The 25,156-nt window shown below is 73.5% G+C and carries 24 protein-coding genes; 8 read left to right on the top strand and 16 right to left on the bottom strand.

Annotated elements, in window-relative coordinates; translation table 11 throughout:
* Both ACIGO6_RS26060 and ACIGO6_RS26055 read right to left on the bottom strand, forming a co-directional pair.
* A partial coding sequence (locus ACIGO6_RS26060; protein ID WP_399880063.1) for a maltotransferase domain-containing protein occupies nucleotides 1-948 on the bottom strand: 948 nt, incomplete at its 3' end.
* A 51-nt stretch (nucleotides 949-999) separates the two neighbouring features.
* On the bottom strand, nucleotides 1,000-1,272 hold the full coding sequence (locus ACIGO6_RS26055) for a DUF5133 domain-containing protein (protein ID WP_399880061.1): 273 nt from the start codon (nucleotides 1,270-1,272) through the stop codon (nucleotides 1,000-1,002).
* Between the two features lie 237 nt (nucleotides 1,273-1,509).
* Here ACIGO6_RS26055 and ACIGO6_RS26050 point away from each other — a divergent pair, with 237 nt between their 5' ends.
* Both ACIGO6_RS26050 and glgX read left to right on the top strand, forming a co-directional pair.
* Nucleotides 1,510-2,025: a pep a2 gene (locus tag ACIGO6_RS26050; RefSeq protein WP_399880058.1), complete on the top strand. Its 516-nt coding sequence runs from the start codon at nucleotides 1,510-1,512 to the stop codon at nucleotides 2,023-2,025.
* Nucleotides 2,022-4,169, top strand: coding sequence for a glycogen debranching protein GlgX (glgX, locus tag ACIGO6_RS26045; RefSeq protein ID WP_399880055.1), 2,148 nt, complete (start codon nucleotides 2,022-2,024; stop codon nucleotides 4,167-4,169). The genes ACIGO6_RS26050 and glgX overlap by 4 nt, the downstream gene beginning before the upstream one ends.
* A gap of 9 nt (nucleotides 4,170-4,178) precedes the next feature.
* Here glgX and ACIGO6_RS26040 read toward each other — a convergent pair whose 3' ends face one another.
* Nucleotides 4,179-4,982: a VOC family protein gene (locus ACIGO6_RS26040; protein WP_399880053.1), complete on the bottom strand. Its 804-nt coding sequence runs from the start codon at nucleotides 4,980-4,982 to the stop codon at nucleotides 4,179-4,181.
* A gap of 227 nt (nucleotides 4,983-5,209) precedes the next feature.
* Here ACIGO6_RS26040 and ACIGO6_RS26035 point away from each other — a divergent pair, with 227 nt between their 5' ends.
* Nucleotides 5,210-5,536 carry an ANTAR domain-containing protein gene (locus tag ACIGO6_RS26035; protein ID WP_399880051.1) on the top strand — a complete coding sequence of 109 codons (327 nt, stop codon included), beginning with the start codon at nucleotides 5,210-5,212 and terminating at the stop codon, nucleotides 5,534-5,536.
* 36 nt (nucleotides 5,537-5,572) lie between these two features.
* On the opposite strand, the gene ACIGO6_RS26030 is transcribed toward ACIGO6_RS26035, so the two are convergent.
* A complete protein-coding gene (locus ACIGO6_RS26030; protein WP_399880049.1) occupies nucleotides 5,573-6,364 on the bottom strand; it encodes an RNA polymerase sigma factor SigF in 792 nt (263 codons plus the stop codon).
* Between ACIGO6_RS26030 and ACIGO6_RS26025 the strand changes: the two genes are divergently transcribed.
* The gene (locus tag ACIGO6_RS26025; RefSeq protein ID WP_399880046.1) at nucleotides 6,363-6,623 is read left to right on the top strand and encodes a hypothetical protein; all 261 of its coding nucleotides are present in this window, start codon (nucleotides 6,363-6,365) and stop codon (nucleotides 6,621-6,623) included. The genes ACIGO6_RS26030 and ACIGO6_RS26025 overlap by 2 nt on opposite strands.
* A 43-nt stretch (nucleotides 6,624-6,666) precedes the next feature.
* A complete protein-coding gene (locus ACIGO6_RS26020; RefSeq protein ID WP_399880044.1) occupies nucleotides 6,667-7,191 on the top strand; it encodes a hypothetical protein in 525 nt (174 codons plus the stop codon).
* Nucleotides 7,192-7,382: 191 nt separating this feature from the next.
* Here ACIGO6_RS26020 and hemC read toward each other — a convergent pair whose 3' ends face one another.
* The 4 genes from hemC to ACIGO6_RS26000 form a co-directional block, all read right to left on the bottom strand.
* Entirely contained in the window at nucleotides 7,383-8,318 is a 936-nt protein-coding gene (gene hemC / locus ACIGO6_RS26015) for a hydroxymethylbilane synthase (protein ID WP_399880042.1), read from the bottom strand.
* Between the two features lie 89 nt (nucleotides 8,319-8,407).
* Complete coding sequence (locus ACIGO6_RS26010; RefSeq protein ID WP_399880040.1) at nucleotides 8,408-9,181, bottom strand: NPP1 family protein; 774 nt, start codon at nucleotides 9,179-9,181, stop codon at nucleotides 8,408-8,410.
* A 159-nt stretch (nucleotides 9,182-9,340) separates the two neighbouring features.
* Complete coding sequence (locus tag ACIGO6_RS26005) at nucleotides 9,341-10,321, bottom strand: ATP-dependent DNA ligase (protein ID WP_399880100.1); 981 nt, start codon at nucleotides 10,319-10,321, stop codon at nucleotides 9,341-9,343.
* A 112-nt stretch (nucleotides 10,322-10,433) separates the two neighbouring features.
* Nucleotides 10,434-11,888: an MFS transporter gene (locus tag ACIGO6_RS26000; protein WP_399880037.1), complete on the bottom strand. Its 1,455-nt coding sequence runs from the start codon at nucleotides 11,886-11,888 to the stop codon at nucleotides 10,434-10,436.
* A 232-nt stretch (nucleotides 11,889-12,120) separates the two neighbouring features.
* Here ACIGO6_RS26000 and ACIGO6_RS25995 point away from each other — a divergent pair, with 232 nt between their 5' ends.
* Nucleotides 12,121-12,777: a TetR/AcrR family transcriptional regulator gene (locus ACIGO6_RS25995; RefSeq protein WP_399880035.1), complete on the top strand. Its 657-nt coding sequence runs from the start codon at nucleotides 12,121-12,123 to the stop codon at nucleotides 12,775-12,777.
* 24 nt (nucleotides 12,778-12,801) lie between these two features.
* On the opposite strand, the gene ACIGO6_RS25990 is transcribed toward ACIGO6_RS25995, so the two are convergent.
* From ACIGO6_RS25990 to fes, 8 genes are all read right to left on the bottom strand, one after another.
* The gene (locus tag ACIGO6_RS25990; RefSeq protein WP_399880033.1) at nucleotides 12,802-13,860 is read right to left on the bottom strand and encodes a YncE family protein; all 1,059 of its coding nucleotides are present in this window, start codon (nucleotides 13,858-13,860) and stop codon (nucleotides 12,802-12,804) included.
* A 158-nt stretch (nucleotides 13,861-14,018) separates the two neighbouring features.
* On the bottom strand, nucleotides 14,019-17,891 hold the full coding sequence (locus ACIGO6_RS25985; protein ID WP_399880030.1) for an amino acid adenylation domain-containing protein: 3,873 nt from the start codon (nucleotides 17,889-17,891) through the stop codon (nucleotides 14,019-14,021).
* A complete protein-coding gene (locus ACIGO6_RS25980; RefSeq protein WP_399880028.1) occupies nucleotides 17,888-18,133 on the bottom strand; it encodes a phosphopantetheine-binding protein in 246 nt (81 codons plus the stop codon). The genes ACIGO6_RS25985 and ACIGO6_RS25980 overlap by 4 nt, the downstream gene beginning before the upstream one ends.
* 5 nt (nucleotides 18,134-18,138) lie before the next feature.
* On the bottom strand, nucleotides 18,139-18,771 hold the full coding sequence (locus tag ACIGO6_RS25975) for an isochorismatase family protein (RefSeq protein ID WP_399880026.1): 633 nt from the start codon (nucleotides 18,769-18,771) through the stop codon (nucleotides 18,139-18,141).
* A 23-nt stretch (nucleotides 18,772-18,794) separates the two neighbouring features.
* The gene (locus tag ACIGO6_RS25970; protein ID WP_399880023.1) at nucleotides 18,795-20,423 is read right to left on the bottom strand and encodes a (2,3-dihydroxybenzoyl)adenylate synthase; all 1,629 of its coding nucleotides are present in this window, start codon (nucleotides 20,421-20,423) and stop codon (nucleotides 18,795-18,797) included.
* The gene (locus tag ACIGO6_RS25965; protein ID WP_399880020.1) at nucleotides 20,420-21,694 is read right to left on the bottom strand and encodes an isochorismate synthase; all 1,275 of its coding nucleotides are present in this window, start codon (nucleotides 21,692-21,694) and stop codon (nucleotides 20,420-20,422) included. Before ACIGO6_RS25965 ends, ACIGO6_RS25970 begins: the two co-directional genes overlap by 4 nt.
* A gap of 51 nt (nucleotides 21,695-21,745) precedes the next feature.
* A complete protein-coding gene (locus tag ACIGO6_RS25960; protein WP_399880017.1) occupies nucleotides 21,746-22,528 on the bottom strand; it encodes a 2,3-dihydro-2,3-dihydroxybenzoate dehydrogenase in 783 nt (260 codons plus the stop codon).
* 177 nt (nucleotides 22,529-22,705) lie between these two features.
* Nucleotides 22,706-24,034, bottom strand: a complete 1,329-nt coding sequence (gene fes / locus ACIGO6_RS25955; RefSeq protein ID WP_399880014.1) for an enterochelin esterase — start codon at nucleotides 24,032-24,034, stop codon at nucleotides 22,706-22,708.
* 250 nt (nucleotides 24,035-24,284) lie between these two features.
* Between fes and ACIGO6_RS25950 the strand changes: the two genes are divergently transcribed.
* Nucleotides 24,285-24,665, top strand: coding sequence for a DoxX family protein (locus ACIGO6_RS25950; RefSeq protein WP_399880011.1), 381 nt, complete (start codon nucleotides 24,285-24,287; stop codon nucleotides 24,663-24,665).
* On the top strand, nucleotides 24,662-25,129 hold the full coding sequence (locus tag ACIGO6_RS25945) for a peroxiredoxin (RefSeq protein WP_399880009.1): 468 nt from the start codon (nucleotides 24,662-24,664) through the stop codon (nucleotides 25,127-25,129). Before ACIGO6_RS25950 ends, ACIGO6_RS25945 begins: the two co-directional genes overlap by 4 nt.
* The last annotated feature ends 27 nt before the right edge of the window (nucleotides 25,130-25,156 follow it).

The following is a 25,156-nucleotide window of genomic DNA, read 5'->3' as shown; positions in this document are numbered from 1 at the left end:
GGGGGAGCACTGGAGGGCGAAGTCGAGGGCGATCTCCAGGCCCAGGCGTGCGGCTTCGGTGACGAAGTGGTCGAAGTCGTCGAGGGTGCCCAGGTCGGGGTGGATCGTGTCGTGGCCGCCCTCGGGGGAGCCGATGGCCCAGGGGACGCCGACGTCGTCGGGGGTGGCGGAGAGGGTGTTGTTGCGGCCCTTGCGGTGGGTGGTGCCGATGGGGTGGACCGGGGGGAGGTAGACGACGTCGAAGCCCATCGCGGCGATGGCCGGGAGCCGGCGGGCGGCGGTGCGGAAGGTGCCGTGGGGGCGGTCGGGGGTGCCCTCGGAGCGGGGGAAGAACTCGTACCAGGCGCCGTACAGGGCGCGTTCGCGCTCGACGAGCAGGGGCAGTGGGTCGGAGGTGGTGACCAGCTCGCGCAGCGGATGCCGGGCCAGCGCCGCGGCGACCTCGGGCGTCAACGCCGCCGCCAGCCGGGTGGCCACGGGCAGCGTGTCGTCGAGCAGGGTCGCCGCGGCGGCCAGCACAACGGCACGCCCCGCGTCCTTCGGCACCCCCGCGGCGGCCCGCCGGTACAGCTCGGCCCCCTCCTCCAGGACCAGCCCGGTGTCGATGCCCGCCGGGACCTTGATCCTCGCGTGGTGCTTCCAGGTGGCGACGGGGTCGCTCCAGGCCTCCACCCGGTACGTCCAGTGGCCGGGGGCGCCCGGGGTGACCTCCGCGCCCCAGCGGTCGCTGCCCGGGGCCAGCTCCCGCATCGGGGTCCACGGACCCGGCCGGCCCTCGGGGTCCTTCAGCACGACGTTGGCGGCCACCGCGTCGTGGCCCTCGCGGAACACGGACGCGGTGACCTCGAACGTCTCTCCCGCCACCGCCTTCGCCGGGCGCCTGCCGTACTCCACCACCGGGTGGACGTCCCGGACCGGGATACGTCCGATCTCCACGGTCGTAGTCATCCGTTCTCACCTCCGCCGTGCTCGGGGCCGGGCGGGTGCCCGGCCGTTCGGTCAAGCCGCGCCGGAGGGGGTCTTCCGCCCCGACGGGGAGAGCCGGTCCGCCTGTTCCTGCGCAGGGGTGACCAGGCTCGTCCGCAGATACCGTTCGGCGGCATCCGCGGCCTCCCGTGCGCACCGCTTTCCCATCAGCACGCACAGGGTGTAACCGGAGTCCTCGAAGGTGGCCCGTACGGCCACGTCCGCCGGGGACGCGAGCATGGAACGTTCCCAGGCGCGGTAATGCCGCAGCTGCCGGGCGACTTCTGTCTTCGCAGGGAGCAGCATGCCGGTCACCTTCCGGACGGTCCGGGGGTACGGACGATCGAGTTCTTCACACATGGTGCACGGACGGTGACGCGCCGTCTTGTTGGATCTTCAACTGCTTTCTCGTGTTGCACGAATGGGCTACTGCTCCCACTCTGGAGTGACTCAGAAGCGATCAGCGCTCACGCTTCGTGTTCGGGGAGCTCGTCCCCCAAGGGACGAGAGGAGCGGGAGCTTTCGCGGTGAGGAGCCACGACGATGAAGACCGCAGTGCCCTGCTACTACCACCTCGACGTGGAAGTCAGCCCGGAACGGGTCGGACAGGTCAGGCGCATCCTGGCCGCTCACCTCCGGTTCTGGGACCTGGAGAACCTCGTCGAACCCGTCTGCTCGGGCGCCGAAATGCTGCTGCGGGCGATCGACGAGCACGCGAGCGACAAGAACACGTCGATCGAGATGTGGTGGAACCACCAGCACCTCATCACCGCCGTAGGGGGCAACGACCACGCGCTCCGTCCCGACCAGGACCTGCGCACCTGCCTGCAGCACCTCGCCGCCACCAGCGACGGCTGGGGCTGCTGCGCCGCCGACACCGGCGCCAAGGTCATCTGGTTCTCGCAGCGCGCCCGGGCCGGCGAACGCGTCCCGCTGGTGGCGACGGCGCCGGAGCCGATCACGCAGGAGGGGCTGGAGGTCCCGCGCGAGATCATGCCGGTCGCGCGGCTGGCCGGCCCTGTGGGCACCACGAGCGGCGTACTGGAGGCGGCCCGGTGACCCGCGCCAGGCCGAACTGGAAGGGGTCGCCCGTGTGGAGCGGGCACCCCTACCCCCTGGGGGCCGTGTTCGACGGACAGGGCACCAACTTCGCGCTGTTCAGCGAGGTCGCCGAACGCGTCGACCTCGTCCTCGTCGACGACGACGGCACCCACAGCACCGTCCCGCTGCCCGAGGTCGACGGCTTCGTCTGGCACTGCTACCTGCCCGGCGTCGGCCCGGGGCAGCGCTACGGATACCGGGTGCACGGTCCGTGGGCCCCGGCCGTGGGCCACCGGTGCAACCCGGCGAAGCTGCTCCTCGACCCGTACACCCGCGCCGTGGACGGGCGGGTGGACAACCACGCCTCCCTCTTCGAACGCGCCCAGGGCAGGCCCGACCCCGGTGACAGCGCCGGGCACACCATGCTCGGCGTGGTCACCGACCCGTACTTCGACTGGGGCGACGACCGCCCGCCGCGGCGCCCGTACTCGGAGACCGTGATCTACGAGGCCCATGTCCGCGGCCTCAGCCGCACCCACCCCGACGTGCCCGCCGAACTGCGCGGCACCTACGCCGGGTTGGCGCACCCCGCGATCGTGGACCACCTCAGGTCCCTCGGCGTGAGTGCCGTGGAGCTGATGCCGGTGCACCAGTTCGTGCACGACGGCGTGCTCCAGGACCGCGGCCTGGCGAACTACTGGGGCTACAACACCATCGGCTTCTTCGCACCCCACAACGGCTACGCCGCCCTCGGCACCCGCGGCCAGCAGGTCACCGAGTTCAAGTCGATGGTCAAGTCCCTGCACGAGGCCGGCCTCGAGGTCATCCTCGACGTGGTCTACAACCACACCGCCGAGGGCAACGAGAAGGGGCCCACCCTCTCCTTCCGAGGCATCGACAACGCGTCGTACTACCGCCTGGTGGACGGCGACTGGCAGCACTACTACGACACCACCGGCACCGGCAACAGCCTGCTGATGCGGCACCCCTACGTCCTCCAGCTGATCATGGACTCGCTGCGGTACTGGGTCACCGAGATGCACGTCGACGGCTTCCGCTTCGACCTCGCGGCCACCCTCGCCCGGCAGTTCCACGAGGTGGACCGGCTGTCGGCGTTCTTCGACCTCATCCAGCAGGACCCGGTGATCAGCCGGGTCAAACTGATCGCCGAGCCGTGGGACCTCGGAGAGGGCGGCTACCAGGTGGGCAACTTCCCGCAGCTGTGGTCGGAGTGGAATGGCAAGTACCGGGACGCCGTACGGGACTTCTGGCGAGGCGAGGAGCACACGCTCGGCGAGTTCGCCTCCCGGCTGACCGGCTCCTCCGACCTGTACCAGCACAGCCGGCGCCGCCCCCGCGCCAGCGTCAACTTCGTCACCGCGCACGACGGGTTCACCCTGCGCGACCTCGTCTCCTACAACGACAAGCACAACGAGGCCAACGGCGAGGGAAACCGGGACGGCGAGAGCCACAACCGGTCCTGGAACTGCGGCGCCGAGGGCGAGACCAAGGACCCGGCCGTCCGGGAGCTGCGCGGTCGCCAGCAGCGCAACCTCCTCGCCACGCTCCTCCTCTCCCAGGGCATCCCGATGCTCTGCCACGGCGACGAACTGGGCCGCACCCAGCGGGGCAACAACAACGCCTACTGCCAGGACAACGAGATCTCCTGGATCGACTGGCGCCTCGACGCGGAGCAGCGGGGCCTGCTGGACTTCGCCCGGCGCCTCATCGCGTTGCGTGCCGACCACCCCGTGCTGCGCCGGCGACGCTACTTCCGCGGCGAGACGGCCACCCACGCGGACCAGCCGCTGCCCGACCTGGTGTGGCTGCTGCCGGATGCCCGGGAGATGTCCGACGACGACTGGGAGCGCTCCGACGCGCACGCCGTCGGCGTCTTCCTCAACGGCGACGCCATCGCCGAACCCGACCCGTGCGGCCGGCCCGTCGTGGACGACTCCTTCCTGCTGCTGCTCAACAGTCACTGGGAGCCGGCCGACTTCCGGCTGCCCGACGTCACCTACGGGGAGCGCTGGACGACCGTCATCGACACGGCCGACCCGGAGGACACCCCGGACGAGGCGGAGCACAAGGCCGGCACCGCCTTGACCGTCGGGCCGCGCAGCCTGGTCCTGCTCTCCCGGCCCTCCCGCACCGGCCGGTGAGCCGTGGGATCAGCCGCCGAGGCGCGCGGTCACCGTGAACTGCGCGCCGTCGGCGTCGCGCAGTACCGCCTCGTCGCCGCCCAGCGACAGCACGCTGCCGCCGTGCCGCTCCGCGGTACGGGCACAGGCCGCGACGTCCTCGACCGCGAAGTGCACCTGCCAGTGCGGCCGGATGGCCGGGTCGGGCGCCGCCTCCAGCGCGCCCGACTCGATGCGTGCCACGACGTCCCCCTGACTGCGCAGCACCACCTCGTCACCCTCGTACCGGACCTCGCAGCAGCCGCTGGACCCCGACGCCCAGTCGAAGATCTGGCCGTAGAACAGGGCGGCGTCGAAGGCGTCGCGGGTGTGCAGCCGGATGAAGGCGGGGCGCGAGGTGCGCCAGGTCTCCCAGTCGGAGAACAGCTCGCCCTCCCAGATGCCGAAGGTCGCGCCGTCCCGGTCGGCCAGCAGCGCCGCCCGCCCGGGCGGGAGGGAGATCGGCCCGACCGCGGCCGTGCCGCCGCGCTCGGCCGCCCGCGAGACCGCCTCGTCGGCGCTGCGCACGGCGAAGTACGGCGTCCACGCCACCGCCATCTGCCACATCGCGGCGACGGCCGCGATCCCGGCGACCGGCACCCCGTCCGCCAGGGCGATCCGGAACGGGTCGCCCAGCTTGCCGGGCCGCCACCGCCAGCCCAGCACGGCGGAGTAGAAATCCTCGGTGGCCTGCAGATCACGGCTGGTCAGACTCACCCAGCAGGGGGCCCCGTACACGGAGTGCGTGGACAGGAGGCTGTCCCCGCCGGCGGGGGAGGTCGTGTCGTGGTTCATGGCAGTCGTGTCCTGGTCTCGTCCACCGGCAGCCACCGGCTCCACACCAGTGTCCGACCGGGAGTGCGGCGGGCGCCTGTCGAGTACCCCGGCGAGGGCGCCGAAACGGTGGTGGACGCGCCCCGGACGGCCCAGTGGCGCCGCGGGGCACATGTGACCACGATGGAGGCCTCGGAGCCGTCCCGCGCGGCACAGGCGGCGGTGACCCGCCGGATCCGGAGGTGACCATGCCCACGGACTGGGCCTCGGACCAGATCTTCGAGCTGCAGGAACAGGTCCGGCAGCTGAAGGAGGCGGTCGTCTCGCACGCCGTCGTCGACCAGGCGATCGGGATGATCGTCGCTCTCGGCCGCGTCACACCCGACCAGGGGTGGCTCGTCCTGAAGGAAGTTTCCCAGCATACGAACATCAAACTGCGCAATGTGGCCGAAATGATACTCATCTGGGGGCGCACCGGAGTGATGCCCCCGGAGATCGGCGCCGCCCTCGAGGACAGCCTGGACCGGCACGGCCCGACGCAGATCCCCGGCACCCCGGCCCCGCCGGAGCGGTGACGGGCCTCGGCAGGCCGGAGCGGGACCCGGCAGGCCTCAGCGCGCCTCCGCGAGGATCTCCTCGCGGATCCGGTCGAAGCAGCCGCTGAGCAGCCGGGAGACGTGCATCTGGGAGATGCCCAGCTGCTGGGCGATGCGGCTCTGCGTCATCCCGCCGAAGAAGCGCAGGTAGAGGATGGTGCGCTCGCGCTCGGGCAGCGCCTCCAGACAGGGCCGGACGGCCACCCGGTCCACGACCGTGTCGAAGGCCGGGTCCGGGCCGCCGAGCGCGTCCCCCAGGGCGTACCCGTCGGTGCCGGGCATCTCGGCCTCCAGCGAGAGGGCCGAGAAGCACTCCAGCGCCTCCATGCCGGTGCGCACCTCGACCGTGGTCAGCTGCGCGTGCTCGGCGATCTCCTCGACCGTGGGGGCGCGTCCCGGCGTGATCTGCGCCAGCTCCTTCGCCGATTTGCGCACCCGGTTGCGCAGGTCCTGGATGCGGCGCGGCACGTGCAGGGTCCACATGTGGTCGCGGAAGTGCCGCTTGATCTCGCCGGTCACGGTCGGTACGGCGTACGCCTCGAAGGCGTGGCCGCGTTCCGGGTCGTAGTGGTCGACGGCCTTGACCAGACCGAGCGCCGCCACCTGGTAGAGGTCCTCGAGGTTCTCCCCGCGGCCCCGGAAGCGGACGGCGATCCGCTCGGCCATGGGCAGCCAGACCTGGATCAGCTCGTCCCGCAACGCCGTGCGCTCGGCTCCCTCCGGCAGTGTGGCGAGCCGCTCGAACGCCGCGGCGGTGTCGGGGGCGTCGTCGTGGGGGTGGGGCTTGGTTCCGCCGGCGATACGCATGGTGCGCACCTCCCTCAGCAGGGGCGCTGGCAAATCCTCGTATATATGGATACTGAGCGCGAATGCCCCGGACGGCCACCTGAACGGACGCAGGCCGGTGATCGTGGCGGCGGCGCTGCGGAACGTGATGTGTGGCACGCTCCGGGTGATCGCCCTCGGCGGGCGCCGGCGGATCGTCGCTGCGCAACGCTTGATCACCGATCAGACGGGTGCGAAGTGCCTGGCCACGGCGCATTCTGCGCATTTGACAGTGCGCTGAGCGCACAGATAGGAAGCAGCGTCGAGAGGTCGAGAGGGGCATCGTGTACGAGCCGAACGTGGTCGGGGACTGGCAGGAGTACGACGAGCACGCCGGTCTGCGGGTCCGCGTCCACCGTCTGGAGCAGGCCGAGCCGCCGCGCGGACCCGACGACGCCGCCGAGGGGCTGACGTACTTCTGTGTCCGGGTGACCGTGGAGAACCGGGGCGGCCGGCACCTCGGCATCCACCTGGAGGACGGCCAGATCGACGTGCGGATCGGGCCCGACGGGGAGAGCGCCTTCCTCGACTGGCGCAACTCCCAGTTCATCGAGGGCTTCGACGTCTACCCGCTGCGCCGGGCCACCGCCGTGCTCTACGCGGCCGGCCCGGAGGCGAGCCTCGGCCAGGTGGACGTGCAGGTGCAGGTCCGGGTGGACGAGGAGTGGGCCGACCGCCGGCTGTGGACCGGCGGACTCGGGCTGCACGAGGGGGCCACCGGGGCCCTGACGGGCGCGGTGCGCGACGACGGTCTGGCCCACCAGGTGAGCACCTTCCTGCGGGACCAGGCGGAGGAGGGCACCGCCTGATCCCCGGCCGACAGGCCTAGGGCCTGTCTGACAATTCCCGTCTGCCCCGCGACGCCATGCACGCACTCTCGCCGCGCCGGGCGCAGACCCAAGTACGTCCAGTACGAGGGTCTGCGCCCGGCGCGCCGAGAGCACGCACCTGACGCCCCGGGGCCGCCCTCCGGGCGACGACGGGAACTGTCAGACAGGCCCTAGTGCGCGATGCCGTCGATGATCTCGCGGGCGCCCTGACGCAGCAGGGCCACGGCGACCGACGTGCCGAGCGTGGCCGGGTCCAGCCGGCCGGCCCACTCGTGGGCGTTCAGCCGGGTCTTGCCGTCCGGCGTGAAGACGCAGGCGCGCAGGGAGAGTTCACCGCTCCGGTCCACGCGGGCGTGGCCGGCGATGGGGCTGTTGCAGTGCCCCTGGAGGACGTGCAGGAACATGCGCTCGGCGGTGGCCTCCCGATGGGTGTCCGGGTGACCGAGGCCGCTGACCGCGTCGATGAGGGCGGCGTCCCCCTCACGGCACTGCAGGGCGAGGATGCCCGCGCCGATGGGCGGCATCATCGTCTCGGTGGACAGGACCTCGCTGATCACGTCGGGGCGGCCGATGCGCTCCAGGCCCGAGACCGCGAGCAGCAGGGCGTCCGCCTCGCCGGCGGCCAGCTTCGCGAGCCGCCGGTTGGCGTTGCCCCGGAACGGAACGCACCTCAGATGCGGGTGGGTGGCGGCCAGTTGGGCGACGCGGCGCACCGAGGAGGTGCCGACGCGGGTCCCGGCGGGGAGCTCGTCCAGGGTCAGCCCGTCCGGGTGGACGAGGGCGTCCCGGACGTCGTCCCGCTCCAGGAACGCGGCGAACACCGTGCCCGCCGGCAGCGGCCGGTCGGCGGGCACGTCCTTGACGCAGTGCACCGCGAGATCGGCCTCGCCCGACAGCAGCGCGGCGTCGACCTCCTTGGTGAACGCGCCCTTGCCCTCCACCTGCGACAGGTCGCCCAGCCACTTGTCACCGGTGGTCTTCACCGGCACGACCTCGGTGCGCACGCCGGGATGGAGGGCCGCCAACTCGGCCCGGACGCGCTCGACCTGCGCCAGGGCCATGGGGGAGTCGCGGGAGACGATACGGATCAGCTCGGGGACGGACATGCGGACACGATAGTGCTCCCAGGGGCGCCCGGGACCCGTGCTTCGCTCGACCGGCCCCCTCGACCGGCCCCCTTTCGGCCGCGGTCGGCTCAGGCGTTCGGGTCGAAGGGGATGCCGGAGGGCTTGGCGGCCGCCAGGTGGGAGGCGAAGCTGCCGTCCTTGAGGCCGAAGGTGGCGCTGCCGAAGTCGTAGGAGCTCAACTTGTCGCGCAGTCCGGCCGGATAACCGTTCCATCCCACCAGGGCCGGGTACTGCCAGCCGCCCTTGTGGTTCTCCGGCGGCTCGTCGCCCGAGGTCGCCAGGCGGAAGCAGTGGGTGCTGATGCCGTCCTTGTGGTACACGATCTTCGGGTGGGTGCCGTCGAACCGGACCGCCGACCTCGCGTGCACGCTGAACGAGCCGTGGTTCGAGGTCGAGACGTACTGGACGGTGCCGTCCTGCACCCACACCACGACGTGCTCCCAGTCGTGCCGGTGCCCGCCGAGGCTGCTGCCGGGCAGTGCCTGGTCCTTCTCGAAGTAGAGGCCGTACATGTACGCGCACCAGCCGTTGTTGCACGTGGCGCGCGCGTAGCCGTTGGTGTTGTCCAGGTCGGCCGCGTCCCGGCAGTTGCCGTTCAGGGCGCCGGTCGGGTTGAGCCCGCCGTTGACCGCACCGTCGGAGCCGATGGCCGGTGTCGGGTAGCAGCCGTCGGTGTCGTAGTCGAAGGCGGGCTGGTACGCGCGCTCCAGGCTGTCGGCGTTCCCGGGCAGCCCCGGCGGCGGGGCGGCGAAGGCGCTGGAGGGGAAGGCGACGACCAGGGCGAGGGCACCGAGCGGTACGGTGAGCCATCTCTTGCGGCGGGTGGTGGTACGCGACGACACCGCGTCCTCCTCTGTTTCCGGGCGCAGCACAACGGCTGTGGGGGGAAAGGGAGTTCAGGGTCCCGTCATTTCACTTCCGTGCCAAGAGCCACGGGCGTCCCCGCGGTGAAGGGCAGCCCAATACTTGACGCGCTGTCACAGGGTCACGCCGTCACGCCGTCACGCCGGGTCGTCCGGAAGGTCCGCGGCCGAGTCCTCCGGTGCGAGGTCCGGGCGGAGCCGCAGCCAGGACGGCTGGCGCAGCATGCCCTCCCGGGTGCGGGTGCTGTAGCGGACCTCGCCGACCAGCCGGGGCACGACCCAGCGCGCTCCCGGCACCGACGGCACCGGGTCGAAGGGGCACACGTCCGTCGCGGCGGCCCGCAGCAGCGCGGCCAGCTCGGTGCGCTCGGCCGCGCTCCAGCCGGTGCCGACCCCGCCGACGTAGCGCAGCCGGCCCGCCGCCCGCTGGCCGACCAGCACGGCGCCCGGCAGGCCGGTGAGCCCTCCCTTGCCGGGCAGCCAGCCGCCCACCACGACGTCCTCGCTGCGCATGTTGCGGATCTTGATCCAGGCCCGGGAGCGGACCCCCGGCTCGTACACCGAGTCCAGCCGCTTGCACACCAGCCCCTCCAGACCGTGTTCGCGGGTGGCCCGCAGGGCCTGCTCGCCGTGGCCGACCAGCGCGGCCGGGGTCGACCAGGAGGGGCCGTCGAGGGCGAGGTCCGCCAGCTGCTCGCGGCGGCGGGTGTAGGGGAGGCGCAGGAGGGAGCGGGGGCCCAGGTGCAGGGCGTCGAACAGCACCAGATGGACGGGGACCTTCGCCGCCCGGAGCGCCGCCCGCCCCGGCGCGTGCGCGAGGCCCATGCGCGACTGGAGCAGCTGGAAGTCGGCGCGGCCCCGTTCGTCCAGGGCCAGCACCTCGCCGTCCAGTACGGCGGGGGTGGCGCCGAGCGCGCCGGCGAGCGGGGCCAGTTCGGGATAGGCGGCCGTGATGTCCTGGCCGGAGCGGGCGCGCAGCAGCACGCGGCCGTCGCCGGGCAGGTAGACCACCACGCGCTGGCCGTCCTGCTTGGTCTCGTAGGCCCAGCGCGCGTCCTGCGCGGCCGGCGGCAGGGTGCCGGGAGTGGCGAGCATGGGAGGGATCTGCGGCAGCTCCACGGGTCTGTTCTCGACGCACCCGTGGGCCGTCACGCGCGTCGTCCGCCAGGTTCGCCCGAACGGCGCCGGTCCGCCACGGGACCGGCGCCGTCCGTGCCGTACGGGGAGCGCGTCAGCGCACCGGGGCGGCGTCGGCCTCGACCCCGTCGGCCGAGCCCGAAGACGCGACCGCGGTGACCGGACGGCGCCCGGGGATGAAGGACGCGATCACGAAGGCGAGCAGGGCCGCGCCCGCGCCGATGGCCATGACCACCTTGAAGGCGTTCTCGGACGGCAGGGCGAAGCCGCCCAGGCTGATGGTCATCTGGGCCAGGATCACCCCGGCGATGGCGCTGGCGACCGACGTGCCGATGGACCGCATGAGGGTGTTCAGGCTGTTCGCGGCGGCCGTCTCGCTCGCCGGCACCGCGCCCATGATCAGGGCCGGCATGGCGCCGTAGGTGAAGCCGATGCCCGCGCCGATGACGCAGGAGACCAGCACCAGGTGCCAGACCTCGGACATCAGGAGGATGTTCAGCCCGTACCCGGCCGCCACGATCAGGGCGCCGATCATCAGGGTCACCTTCGGGCCGCGAGCCCTGGAGACGCCGGCGGAGACCGGGGCGAACGCCATCATGACCAGGCCGGACGGCGCCATCACCAGGCCGGCGGTCAGCAGCGAGCGGCCGAGACCGAAACCGGTCGCCTCGGGCAACTGCAGGAGCTGCGGAAGCACCAGGGACATCGCGAACATCGAGAAACCGATGGCGATGGACGCCAGGTTGGTGAACAGCACCTGGCGGCGGGCGGTGGTGCGCAGGTCCACCAGCGGCTGCGCGGTGTGCAGCTCCCAGCGGCCCCACACCAGCAGGATCACCACGGCCGCCGCGAACAGGCCGAGCGTGGTGCCGCCGGTCCAGCCCCAGTCGGCGCCCTTGGAGATCGCCAGCAGCAGGCACACCAGGCCGGCCGCCATGCCGAGGCCGCCTAGCAGGTCGAAGCGGCCACCGGTGCGCACCGCCGACTCGGGCACGAGCGCCAGCACCAGCACCAGGGCGACGGCGCCGAGCGCGCCGGAGACCCAGAAGAGCATGTGCCAGTCGAGGTTGTCCGCGATCAGCGCGGCGGCGGGCAGACCGAGCGCGCCGCCGACCCCGAGCGAGGCGCTCATCAGGGCGGTGGCGCCGCCCAGCCGCTCGGCGGGCAGCTCGTCGCGCATGATGCTGATGCCGAGCGGGATCACGGCGGCCGACAGGCCCTGCAGGGCGCGGCCGACGACCATCGGGACCAGGGTGTCGCTCAGTCCGCAGACCACCGAGCCGGCGATCAGCAGCACCAGGCTGAGCAGCAGCATGCGCCGCTTGCCGGCCATGTCGCCCAGCCGGCCGACGACCGGCGTGGCCACGGCGGCGGCCAGCAGCGTGGCGGTCACCGCCCACGCCGCGTCCGACGCCGGTGCGTCCAGGAGCTTCGGCAGCTCGGGAACGATCGGAATGACCAGGGTCTGCATCAGCGAGACGACGATCCCGGCCAGGGCCAGTACCGCCACCACGGCGTTGGGCCGTGGCGCGGCGGGGGAAGCGGGCATGGAGGAGCCTTTCGAGTCACAAGCGCGGACTGCACCGCGGGACACTTTTAAGTCAGTCGCTTGACGTACTCTAAGGGGCGGGAGCCGGAGCCCGCGCATCCGGGCCGCGCACCGCCCGGAGTCCGGCGTTGCGTAGGCTTCCGTGGAAGGCGCCGCCCGGCGGCGGACCTGCGGCGACTCGAGGGACTGGCCGGCGCGGGGCGCGAAGGAAGGTCCCGGCGCGGTGGTGAGCATGGCGGGCAGGGCGGTACGGGCGGAACAGGTGGGCGCGACCCGGCAGCTGATCCTGACCACCGCCGAACGGCTCTTCGCCGAGCACGGGGTGTACGCGGTCTCCAACCGCCAGGTCAGCGAGGCCGCCGGGCAGGGCAACAACGCCGCGGTCGGCTACCACTTCGGTACCAAGGCCGACCTGGTGCGCGCCATCGCGCAGCGGCACTACGAACGCGTCGAGGAACTGCGCGCCCGGCAGCTGGCCGCCCTCGGCGACTCGACGGACCTGCGGGACTGGGTGGACTGCCTGGTGAGGCCGCAGTACGACCACCTGGCCGCGCTGGGCAGCCCGACCTGGTACGCCCGCTTCTGCGCGCAGGTCATGACGGACCCCGCGCTGCGGCAGATCATGGTGGAGGAGTCCCGGGCCTCGCAGTCCCTGCGCAGGATCATCGAGGGGCGGGCCCGGTGCATGCCCGAACTGCCGGACGAGGTCCGGGCCGAGCGGGGGGACATGGTCCGTCACCTCATCGTGCACACGGCGGCCGAGCGGGAGCGTGCCCTCGCCGAGAACCGCCCCACTCCGCGCGCCAGCTGGCAGGACGCCGCGGACGGGCTCGTCGACGCGATCGTGGGCATGTGGCTGGCGCCCGTCACGCCCCGGGCCGGGGAGTGACGGGCGCGTGGTGACGGGTGGGGATCAGCGGGCGAGGCGGATCCGGGTCACGGTGTCCTCGGTCGCGGTGGCCCCGGACTTGTCGACCACGTAGGCGGTGCCGTCGGTGATCTCCACGTGGTTGGGGTTGGTGCCGGTGGCGATGGTCTCCTCGACGACGCCCTCCTTCACGTCGACGCGGGTGACGTTGGCGGCGGTGCGGTTGACCACCAGGACGTCGCCGGAGCGCTCGTCGGTCTCCACCGACAGGGCGCCCGCGCCGGTCGCCACGGACCTGGTGACGGCGCCCGTCCTCAGGTCGACCACGGACAGGGTGCCCGCGGTCTGGTCGGCGGTGTAGGCGGTCCTGCCGTTCTTGGACAGCGACACCGAGATGGGGCCGTCGCCGACCGTGATGAAGCGAGGGGTCCCGGAGCCGCGCTCCAGCTCGATGAGCCGGTCGTTGCCCAGGTCGGCGGCGTAGAGCGTGCCGGTCCTCTCGTTGACGGTCAGGCCGGTCGGGCCGGAACCCTCGACGGTGACGCGCTCCTTCTCCTTGAAGGTCTTGGAGTCGAAGGCGACCAGGGTGCCGTCGCTGAAGCCGCTCGCCCACACCGTGTCGTGCTTCTCGTCGACCACGATCTCGCGGGCGTGGCCGACGTTCGGCAGGGTGGCCAGGTGTTCACCGGTGCGCTGGCTGTAGACGGCGACGGTGTTGTTGCGCGTGTTCGTCGTCCAGACGGTGTTGTGCTCGTCGTCCACGGCCACGCCGTAGACGGCCTCGACGGCACCGGTGGCGGTGTCGGTGACCGGCGGGGTGATGTCGCCCTCGATCTCCAGGGTCTTCGGGTCGACCTTCAGCAGGTGCGACTCGGTGACCGGCGGGCGGCCGACGGCGGCGGTGACCCACAGCACGTTGTTCCGCTCGGAGTAGGCCGACTGGTACAGGCCCTTGGTGAGCTTCGCGGTGGTGACCGTCGAGCCGGCGGACTCGGCGGACGCGGTGCCCGCCAGGGTCAGGGTGCTGCCCGCGGCGACCGCCACGGCGACGGCCGCGGTGAGCGCGGTGCGGTGGCGGTGGGTGCGGGTGGCAGGGCTGGACATGGTGAGGGAACTCCCTTTCTCGGGGGTCTGCTTCGGGGTCCGGGACCGACTTCCTCGGCCCGGGGGAGTGAGGACGCGTCGGGGCGGCGACAGCCGGCACGGAACACGACGCGTGATCAACTAAGGTAAGGCTACCCTAACTTCAAGCCTCACGGGGCTCACGCGCCGAGTTCCTTCAGACGCGCGGCGAGCACCGCCGCGATGTCGTCCAGGTACCGGTCCCGCATCAGCTGCGGATGGGTGCAGTCCAGGTCGTGGTTGACGATCGCCCCGCCGACGTACGGCCGCCACGCCTCGCGCGTCAGCCAGTCCTCGGCGCGCGGGGCGGCCGCCGTGAAGAACAGGACGTCGCCGTCGTACACGCCGTGCTCGTGCTCGCGCATCATGCGGGCGTGGTTCGGCACGATGTCGACGATCCGGGACAGGGCGCGGTCGGAGAGCCCGGCGAGCGGACTGCCCGCCCGGCGCAGCGTGGCCAGGACGTCCTCGCGGGTGCGCTCGCCGGTGCGGTCGAAGCCCGCCATGCGCAGCACCGCCGTGAGCGCGTCGCCCTCCTCCGGCGCGGGCCGCTCCCGCCACTGCTCGGAGGGGAACGCGTCCAGCAGCGCAAGGAGTTCGACCTCCTCACCTTCCTGCTGGAGCAGCACCGCCACGGTGTGCGCGAGGACCCCGCCGACCGACCAGCCCGCCAGCCGGTAGGGGCCGTGCGGCTGGATGCCGCGGATCTGCCGGGTGTAGTCCTCCGCCTCCTCCTGGAGGGTGCCCGGCAGCCGCTCGTCGCCGGCCAGGCCGCGGGCCTGGATGCCGTACACGGGCTGCTGCGGCCCGAGCCGCGCCGTCAGCCCGGCGTAGCACCAGGCGAGGCCGCCCGCCGGGTGGATGCCGAACAGCGGTGTCCGTTCGCCCTCGGCGCGCAGCGGCAGTACGACGCCGAGCGCGTCCTCGGCCGACGGTCCGGCCGCCCCCAGCCGGCCCGCGAGCGCGGCCGGTGTCGGCGCCTCGAACAGGGAGCCGATGGTCAGCTCCGTGCCGAACTCCTCCCGGACCCGGGTCACCAGCCGCACGGCGAGCAGCGAGGTCCCGCCCAGGTCGAAGAACGCGTCGTCGGGGCCGGCCGCATCCACCTCCAGCACCTCGGCGAACAGCCGGGTCAGCGCCTCCTCGCGGGCGGATGCCGGGGCGCGGGTGCCCGCACCGCCGGCGAAGACCGGGGCGGGCAGCTCACGGCGGTCCAGCTTGCCGTTGGGCGAGAGCGGGAACGCCTCCAGGGCCACGACGGCCGCCGGGACCATGTGCTCCGGCAACTCGCGCGCCAGCGCGGCCCGCACCTCGGCCGGATCGGCGTCGCCGGTCACATAGCCGACGAGACGGTCCTCCCGCACCACGGCGCACGCCCCGCCCACACCGGGCCGGGCCGCGAGCGCCGCCTCGATCTCGCCGAGTTCGATGCGCTGCCCGCGCAGCTTGACCTGGTGGTCGGTGCGGCCGAGGTACTCGACCTCGCCCCCGGCGGTCCAGCGCGCCAGATCGCCCGTCCGGTACATGCGGCTGCCCGCCGGCCCGAAGGGGTCGCGCACGAACCGCGACGCCGTCAGCTCCGGTCGGCCCAGATAGCCGTCGGCCAGCTGCACGCCCGCGAGGTACAGCTCGCCGGGCACCCCGGGCGGGCACGGTTGCAGGGCCGCGTCCAGCACGTACAGGCGGGTGTTCCACACCGGCCGGCCGATCGGTACCGGGCCCGGGACCGCCGGGTCGCAGGCGTGGTACGTGACGTCGACGGCGGCCTCCGTCGGGCCGTAGAGGTTGTGCAGTTCGACGTCCGGGAGGGTACGCGCGAAGGCCTGCGCGGTCTCCCGGGGCAGGGCCTCGCCGCTGCAGAACACCCGGCGCAGCACGTCCCCGCACCCGCCGGCCTCCGCGGCGGCCAGGAACACCTGGAGCATCGACGGCACGAAGTGGCAGGTGGTCACCGTCTCTTCGCGGATCAGCCGGGCCAGGTACGCGGGGTCCTTGTGGCCGCCCGGTTCGGCGACGACCAGCGCCGCGCCCTCCCGCAGCGGCCAGAAGAACTCCCACACCGACACGTCGAACGACGACGGCGTCTTCTGCAGCACCCGGTCCGCGGCGGTGAGCCCGTAGGCGTGCTGCATCCACCGCAGCCGGTTGTCGATCGCCCGGTGCGGGACGACGACACCCTTGGGACGGCCCGTGGAACCGGACGTGTAGATGACGTACGCGGGATGGGCGGGGGTGAGCGCGCGCGGCGGGTTCGTCCGCGCGTACGCGGACACGTCGAGGCCGTCCAGGACGACCACCTCGGTGCCCGTGCCGTCCGGGAGGCGCCCGGCGCGGTCGGTGACGGCACAGACGGGTGCCGCGTCCCGGAGCATGTACGTCAGACGCGGCGCCGGATAGTCCGGGTCCAGCGGCAGATAGGCGGCGCCCGACTTCAGCACGGCGAGCAGCGTCACGACCAGTTCCACCGAGCGCGGCACCGAGACGGCGACCACCGCCCCGGGCGCGGCGCCGAGGGACTGGAGGTGCCGGGCCAGGCGGTTGGCGCGGGTGCTGAGCTCCGCGTAGGTCAGGGTGGTGCCGCCGTACACCAGCGCGGTGGCGTCCGGGGTGCGGGCGGCCTGCGACTCGATCGGTCCGACGAGGGTGGTCGGCGGCAGGGTGCGGTCGGTGTGGTTGAACTCCTCCAGGACCAGGGTCCGTTCGGCCTCGGTGGTCACGGCGTGCCCGGCGAGGGGGAGGTGCGGGTCGCCGGCGGCGAGCCGGTCCACGAGGTGCAGGAACCGGTCCTGGTGCGCGGCGAGGCCGGCCTCGTCGTACAGGGCCGGATTGCCGTCGTGGTCGATGCGCAGGCCGCGGCCGTCCGCGCGGTCGTGGATGTTGACCGTCAGGTCGTCCACCGGGCCCGCGGACAGGTTCCGGGCGCGGGCCGGGGCGCCCGCGAAGTCCACGCCGTAGTCGAAGGGCATGACGTTGACGAGCGGGCCGACCAGGGCGCGGCTCTCGCCCAGCAGCCCCAGGTCGCGGCGGATGTCCTCGTAGCGGTAGCGCTGGTGGCGGCGCAGCTCGCGGATGCCGAGCACCACCTGGCGGACGAGTTCGGCGAAGGTCGCCTCGGGGGAGACGGCCAGCCTCAGCGGCAGCACGTTCATCACCATGCCGGGCACCCGCAGCGACACCGAGCCCATCCGGCCCATCATCGGCAGGCCCAGCACCACGTCCGCGCGGGCGGTGGCGCGGGAGGTGTAGAGGGCCTGGGCGGCGATCAGCACGTCCGGCCAGGTCGCGCGGAGGCGGGCGGCGAGGTCCCGCAGCCGCCCGGTGGTCTCCGGGGACAGGTGGGCGCTGCGGCGCAGGAAGGTACGGGACGGCAGCGCGCCGCGCCCCGCGAGCCGGGGTGCCTCCGGCCGGTCGGCGAACGCCTCGGCCCAGTGGGCGCGGTCCGCCTCGAAGGCCGGTGAGGCGCGGTACGCGGTGTCGTCCGCGATCAGGTCGGCGAGGGTGCCGAAGGCGCGCGGGGCGGGCTGCTCGCCGCGGGCGAGCGCGGCGTACACCTCGGCGGTGCGGCGCACCAGCAGCGAGTAGCCGTAACCGTCCATGACGAGGTGGTGGATGCGCTGGTACCACAGCCAGCGGTCCTCGCCGACGCGGAACAGGGCGTGCCGGAAGAGCGGCCCGCGCGCCAGGTCGAACGGCTCGGCCAGGTCGGCCCGCATCCACGCATCGGCCTCGGCCTCGGTAGCGGACTCCCCTACGGTCAGGGGCAGTTCGACCGCGTCGGCGACGTACTGGCGGGGCCCGTCGGGCGTGTCCTCGACGCGTACGACCCGCAGCGCCTCGGACTCCGAGGCCACCCGGCGCAGGGCGTCGGCGAACAGCCCGGCATCGAGCGGGCCGTCGATCTCCAGGCACTCGGCGGTGTTCTGCGCGGGGCTGAGGGGGTCCAGGGCCTGCGCGAACCACATGCCCGACTGGGCCGCCGTCAGCGGGAGTCCGGTCACGGCGAGGACGGTCATACCGCCCCCAGCAGGGGTGCCCAGGCCTCGATGGCCGGGCGTTCGGCGAGGTCCGCGAAGCCGGCGGTGACGCCGTGCTCGCGGCGCCAGCGTTCCAGCAGGGCCATGACGCGGACCGAGTCGAGGCCGTGGTCGACGAGGTTCTCGTCCACGGGTATGTCCGCCGGGTCCTCGCCGAGGCAGTCGGCGACGTCGGCGCGGATCTTCTCCACGGTGAGCGGGGCGGGCGGGGTGGGTGCCATGGGGTTCAGACCTCCTGGAGGAGCGCGTCGGTGGTGGTGACGACCGCGCAGCGGCCGGCGGCCCAGCGCAGCGCCATGTCGTGGTCCGCGCGGGAGAAGTCGGCGACGGCGTCGGCGACGACGAACGCCCGGACGTCCCGCTGCCACGCGTCGGCGGCGGTCATCAGCACGCCGATGTGCGCGTACACGCCGACGATCACGAGCTGGTCGCGTCCCGTGTCCCGCAGGAGGTCCGCCAGCCCGGTGCGGACGAAGGCGCTGTACTTCCACTTGGTGAGCACGGTGTCCCCGTCCTCGGGGGCCACGGCGTGCGGCGTGGCGAGCCTCTCGGGGTCGTCGGCGACACCGGGACCCCAGAAGTCGAGCTGGAGGCCGCGCTCCTCGGGCGTCTGGCCGCCGCGCTGGGCGGAGTACACCACCGGCACGCCGCGGCGCCGGTACTCCGCGAGCAGGCGGGCGGTGTTGCCGAGCATGCCGGTCAGGGGCTGTCCGCCGGGCGGGAAGGCGGACAGGAAGTGCTGCTGGAGGTCGTGCACCAGCAGCACGGCACGTGCCGGGTCCACGGTCCAGGAGACGCGGTTCGCGGGGAGTTCGTCCGGCGCCGGGAGCGGATAGGGGGCGATGGCGGGAAGTGCCATGGAGAAAGGACCTCTTCTGACGGTCAGGACGGTTCGGCGGCGGAACGCAGCTGCTTCTTGCTGATCTTGCCGACGCCGGTCTGCGGGAAGACGTCGACGAACTCGACGAGGTCGGGGACCTTGTAGGCGGCGATGCCGCGCTCACGCACGAAGCGTTTGACCGCGACCGGCCGCAGCGGCTCGGCGCCGTCGCGGAGGACGACGTAGGCCAGCGAGCGCTCGCCCAGGTACGCGTCGGGCACCGCGACCACCGACACGTCGTGCACGGACGGGTGGGCGAGGATGATGTTCTCGACCTCCTCCGGCGCGATCTTCTCGCCGCCCCGGTTGATCTGGTCCTTGGCCCGCCCCTCGACGACGAGATGGCCCGTCGGGGTGCGGCGCACGATGTCACCGGTGCGGTAGAAGCCGTCCTCGGTGAACGCCCGCCGGTTGTGCTCCGGGGCCCGCCAGTAGCCGCGGATCGTGTACGGACCGCGGGTCAGCAGATGCCCGAACTCGCCGTCGGCGACGTCGTCGCCCGCGTCGTCGACGATGCGGATCTCGTCGTCCGGGGAGACCGGCCGGCCCTGCGTGGTGACGACCGTCTCGGTGTCGTCGTCCAGCCGTGTGTAGTTGACCAGGCCCTCGGCCATCCCGAAGACCTGCATCAGCCGGCAGCCCAGCGCCGGTTCCAGGCGGCGGGCCGCCTGCTCGCTGTACTTGGCGCCGCCGACGAGCGTCAGCTCCAGGCTGGACAGGTCGTGCGAGGTTTCGGTCGCGGCCTGCGTCCACACCAGGGCCAGCGGCGGCACCAGGCCCGTCATCGTGATCCGCTCCCGCGCGATCAACGGGAACGCGGTGTCCGGGTCGGGCTTCGGGCACAGCACCACCGTGCCGCCCGCGTACAGCACGCCCAGCCAGCCGGGCGAGCTCATCGGGAAGTTGTGCGCGGCGGGCAGGACGACGAGGAAGCGGGTGTCGCCGTCGACGCCGCAGATCTCGTTGGAGCCCCACAGCGAGTACAGGTAGTCGTCGTGGGTGCGAGGGATCAGCTTGGACACGCCCGTCGTCCCGCCCGACAGCTGGAGGAACGCCAGCTCGTGCGGCTCCGGCCCGTCGAACGCGCCGGACGGATCGCACGGCACCTCGGACAGCGCGGTGTGCTCACCGGGGTCGCCGGCCACGAACACGTGCCGCAGGCCCGGTGTCCGCTGCCGGATGCGGGAGGCGAGTTCCCGGTGGTCGTAGCCCGCGTGCACGTCCGGGACGACGTACGCGACGGCCTCGGCGAAGGAGCAGAAGTGGCCGATCTCCGTCTCCCGGTGCGCGGGCAGCGCGTACACCGGCAGCGCGCCGATGCGGAACAGGGCGAAGACCACCTCGACGAACTCGCCGGTGTTCGGGAGCTGTACGACGACCCGGTCGCCCTTGCCGATGCCGCGGGCGAGGAACCCGGCGGCCAGCCGGTCGGCCCGCTCGTCCAGCTCCCGGTAGGTCCAGGTCCGCCGCTCGGGGGCCGGGTCGACCAGGGCGATCCGGTCGGGGTGGGCCTCGGCGCGCTCGCGCAGCATGCCGCCGAAGGTCTCGCCGCGCCAGTAGCCCGCGGCGCGGTAGCGCTCGGCGAAGTCGGCCGGCCAGGTGGGCGCGTCCACGCCCGGAGTGAGCGTCACAGCGAGGCCCCCACGGCGTGCAGGAACGTACGGAACTTGGCGGCGGTCTCCGCGGTCTCGGCCTGCGGCGTGGAGGCGGCCACGACCCCGGCGCCGGCGAACAGCCTGAGCGCCCGCCCCTCGGCCTCGGCGCAGCGGATCGTCACGACCCACTCGCCGTCGCCGTCGGCGTCCTGCCAGCCGACCATGCCGGTGTAGGCGCCGCGGTCGAAGGGCTCCGACTCGGCGATCACGGCCCGCGCCACCTCGGTGGGGGTGCCGCACACCGCCGGGGTGGGGTGCAGCGCGGACGCCAGGTCCAGCGCGGTCACCCCGGGGTCGGCGATCTCGCCGGTGACCGTGGTCGACAGGTGCCACATGGCCGCCGTACGCACCAGCGTGGGCCGCTCGGGCACCTCCAGCGAGGCGCAGAACGGTGCCAGCGCCTCCCGTACGGCGGCCACGACGACGGCGTGCTCGTGCAGGTCCTTCTCGGACTCCAGGAGGGCGACCGCGCGCCGGACGTCCTCGGCCAGGTCGGTGCTGCGCGGCGCCGAGCCGGCGAGGGGGTTGGCGGTGAGCCGGCCGCCCTGCCGGGCGACGAGCAGTTCGGGGCTTGCGCCGATCAGGGTGCGGCCCGGGCCGCTCGGCACGGCGAACGTGTAGCCGGCGGGGTCGCGGCGGGCCAGGCGGCGCAGCATGGCCGGCAGGTCCGGTTCGTGGGGGGAGGTGAGCTCGAGGGTGCGCGCGAGGACGACCTTGTCGAACTCCCCGGCGCGCATCCGCGCGACCGCCGCCGCGACCGCCTCGCCGTACCGCTCGGGCGCCGGGACCTCCCGCACCGCCCACTCGGGCCGCTGCCCGTCGTGGGGCACGGGCAGGGCGATCAGCGGGTCCTCGCGCAGCGGCGGCGCCCAGCGCACGGTGTCCGGCACGGCCAGCGCGGGCGGGGCGTCCGGGGCGAAGGGCAGCGCGCCCACGACGACCGGTGCCGGGGCGCCCGGGCGGCGCAGCCCGTCCAGCACCTCACGCACCCGTGCGGCGGCCGGGCGGGAGTCGTGGGGGACGGTGGCGGCGGTGCCGCGGCCCAGCAGGGTCCGGTGGGGCGTGGCGAGGAAGCGGTCGGTGGCCGGTCGGTAGGCCTCCAGCAGAGCGGTCGCGGCGCCGGGCAGGGTCTTGTGCGCGGGTTCGGGTGCCGTTCGGTGCGCGGTGGCGTGCGCGGCTTCATGTGCGGTGCCGTGCGCGATGTCGTGCGTGATGTCGTGCGTGGTGTCGTGCAGGGAAAGGGACATGGCTGTCTCCAGTGGGGGAGGACGTGAGGCGGTGGAGAGCCCGGGGCCGGATCAGGCCCGCAGGGTCGCGCCGCCGTCGACGTACAGGTCGTGCATCGTGATGTGCCGGGCGCGGTCGGAGGCCAGGAAGACGACCGCGTCGGCGATGTCGGCGGGGTCGGCGATCCGGCCGAGCGGAATGCCCGTGCGGTACGTGGCCGGGTCGCCCTCGATCACCCGCCGCGCCGACGCCGTCTCGTCCCCGGCCGTCCACAGGGCGCGTTGCATGTCGGTGAGGGTCGAGCCGGGGGAGACCGTGTTGCAGCGCACGCCGCGCCCGGCCACCTCCAGGCCGAGGCACTTGGTGAACATCACGGCGGCGGCCTTGGAGGCCGCGTACGCGGAGAGGCCCGCGCGGGGAACGCCGGCCGCGTTCGAGGCGACGGTGACGATGCTGCCCCGGCCGCGGTCGGCCATGCGGCGGGCGACGGCGCGCGAGACGTGGAAGACGCCGTCGGCGTTGACCGCGAAGGTGGCCGACCAGTCCTCGTCGCGGAGCTCGACGACGTCCGCACCGCGCAGGATCCCGGCGACGTTGACGGCGATGTCCAGCGGGCCGTCGGTGCGCTCGGTCGCCTCGACCAGGGCCTCCACGGCGGCGGCGTCGGTGACGTCCAGGGGGCGGGCGACGACGTGGTCCGGGTGCCGGCCGGCGAGTGCCTCGACGCCGTCGGCCGTGAGGTCGGTGGCGACGACGCGGGCGCCCTGCTCGACGAGCGCGGAGACGACCGCCGCGCCGATGCCCCGCCCCGCCCCCGTCACGAGGGCGAGCCGGCCGTCGAGACCGGCACTCACGAGGCGACCGCCTTCGTCGGGCCGTCCGGGAGGGCACGGGCCGGAACGGTTCTGTGGGAGGCGCCGGCGGAAAAGGCAGGCCGGGCAGGGCCGGCAGGCCAGGCAGGGGACATGAAGGGACTGCTCCTTGGGACACAGAGGGTCGGGGCGATACGGAAGGGGGATGAGTGGGGGAGATCAGGACGCGGGGTCGCCCAGCACACGGACCAGGCCGTCGGCCAGGGCGCCGTGCCAGCAGGCGTAGTCGTGGCCGCCGTTGAACTCGTCGTAGGTGACCCGGTGGCCCGCCGCGCGCAGCGCGTCGTACAGGGCGCGGTGGTGGTCGACCGCGGCGCCCTCGTGCAGCCCGACGTCCAGGTGGACCGTCACCGGGCGGGAGGCGCCGGAGGCGTAGCGGCCGACGAGCCACGGGGTGCCGTACAGCGGCGGTTCGGCCGCGCCCGGCGGCGGCAGCCCGGGTCGCCACCACAGCGAGGCGGACTGGGCGAGCACGTTGCCGAACCGGTCGGGACGCCGGTACGCGGCGTACAGGGCGGTCAGGGCGCCGAGGCCCTGCCCGGCGACCACGGTCCGCCGCGGGTCCGTGACCAGCGGCCAGCGGCCGGCCGCCCACGGCAGTACCTCGTCCGCCAGGAAGGTGACGAACGGCTCCCGGCAGCCCAGGTCGCGCCAGCGGGTACGCCGGTCCACGGCGTCCGGGGCCACCACGACGAGCGGCGGCAGCGACCCGTCGGCGATCAGCGCGTCCAGCGTGTCGCCGAACCCGAGCCGCCCGAACCACATGTCACCGTCGCACAGCACCGCGACCGGCAGGGGCGCGCCGCTGCCGCGCTCGTGGCCCGGCGGCAGGTAGACCCAGGCGTCCCGGTCGCCGACCGGAGCCGAGCCCGGGACGCGGTGCCGCTCGACCCGCCCGGCCGGGACCGTGCCCCGCCGCCCGGCCCACCGCTGGGCGGGGGCGTCGGGCAGCGCGAAGACCGAGCCGTCCATCAGGTGCCAACGGGTGGGCACGATACGGCCGTTGAGTGGATCCGCCGCGGCGAAGGCGGTCAGCGACCGCAGCCGCTGCTGGAGGCCGTCCGGGTCCGAGGGCGGCGGGCCGAGCGAGATGTCCGCGGCCAGCCGGTACGAGCCGCGGTGGTCGGCGCGCAGCCTCAGGCCCAGGTGCCAGACGTCGGTGCCGGGCACCTGTTCCAGCAGGGAACCGGCCAGGTGGTCACGGTCGGTGAGGTGGCTGCCGAACAACAGCACCTGCCGCGTGGTGCGGTGGCCCCGCCACAGGAAGGTGACCGCCCGGTGGCCGGGTTCGCCGTCGAGTTCCTCCATGAGCGGGGTGCCCAGGCGCTCCGTCTCGCTCCAGAACTCGGCCGCCAGGGCCGTCCGCCGGGGGTCGTCGGCTCCCTCCGCCTCCTCCAGGAGTCGCGCCAGGCGCGGGCCGGTGACCCGGACCGGGCGGACGTCCGGCGTGGCGGCACCGCGGGGAGTGGGGCGGGGGAGCGTGGTCATCGGCGTTCTCCGTCAACCGCAGGTCGGAGGGCGGGCAGGGGCGAGTGACTGCCGACGAAATCGTCAACAGCTAAGGTTAGGCTAGCCTAAGCTAACCACATGCCCGTCGGAACGTGTGCACTACACCCGGCCAATTCCGGCGAGCGTTGTCCGCCCCTGTGTGCCGGGACGGCGGCCTCTCGAGTGCCGCGACGTCCGTGCTCCTTACCGTCGAGTAATATCGCGCGGCAGGCCCACCGGAGGAGGAACCGTGTCCCGGTCCGAACGCTCACCCCTGCTGCTCGCCGGCCTGCTGGCCGCCGCGGGCGTCGCCCACTTCACCCGGCCCCGCACCTTCGACGCGATCGTGCCGCGCGGGCTGCCGGGCACCCCCCGGGCATGGACGTACGCCAGCGGCGCCGCCGAACTGGCGCTGGCCGCGGGCATCGCGCTGCCGCGCACCCGGAAGGCCGCCGCGCTGACCACGGCCGCCTTCTTCGTCGGCGTGTTCCCCGCCAACGTCAAGATGGCCGTGGACTGGCGGCACCGCCCCGCGCCGCAGCGGGCCGCCGCCTACGGTCGGCTGCCGGTGCAGGTGCCGCTCGTGCTGTGGGCCCGCGGCGTCGCCAAGGCCGGCGAGGGCCGGTCGTGAGCCGGATCCCGGCGGTCGGCGACACCGTCGAGGACTTCACGCTGCCGGACGAGACCGGCACCCCGCGCCGCCTGTCCGAGCTGCTCGCCGACGGCCCGGTCGTGCTGTTCTTCTACCCCGCCGCCCTCACCCCCGGCTGTACCGCGGAGGCCTGCCACTTCCGTGACCTCGCCGCCGAGTTCGCCGCGGTCGGCGCCCGTCCCGTGGGCGTCAGCGGCGACCCCGTCGAACGGCAGCAGGAGTTCGCCGGACGCCACACCCTCGGCATGCCGCTGCTGTCCGACACCGACGGCGCGGTCCGCGCGCTCTTCGGGGTGGCACGAGGGTTCAGCCTGGCCCCCACCAAGCGCGTCACCTTCGTCGTGGGACAGGACCGCACCCTGCTCGAGGTCGTCCGCAGCGAGCTGCGGATGAACACGCACGCCGACCGTGCCCTGGCCGCACTCCGTGCTCACCACGGGTAGGGCGCCACTTGCGCTCCGTCGCGGTTG

Origin of the sequence: Streptomyces sp. NPDC053750, assembly GCF_044544295.1 — a bacterium.
Lineage (GTDB): Bacteria > Actinomycetota > Actinomycetes > Streptomycetales > Streptomycetaceae > Streptomyces.
This window is presented reverse-complemented; position numbering and strand designations above follow the sequence as displayed.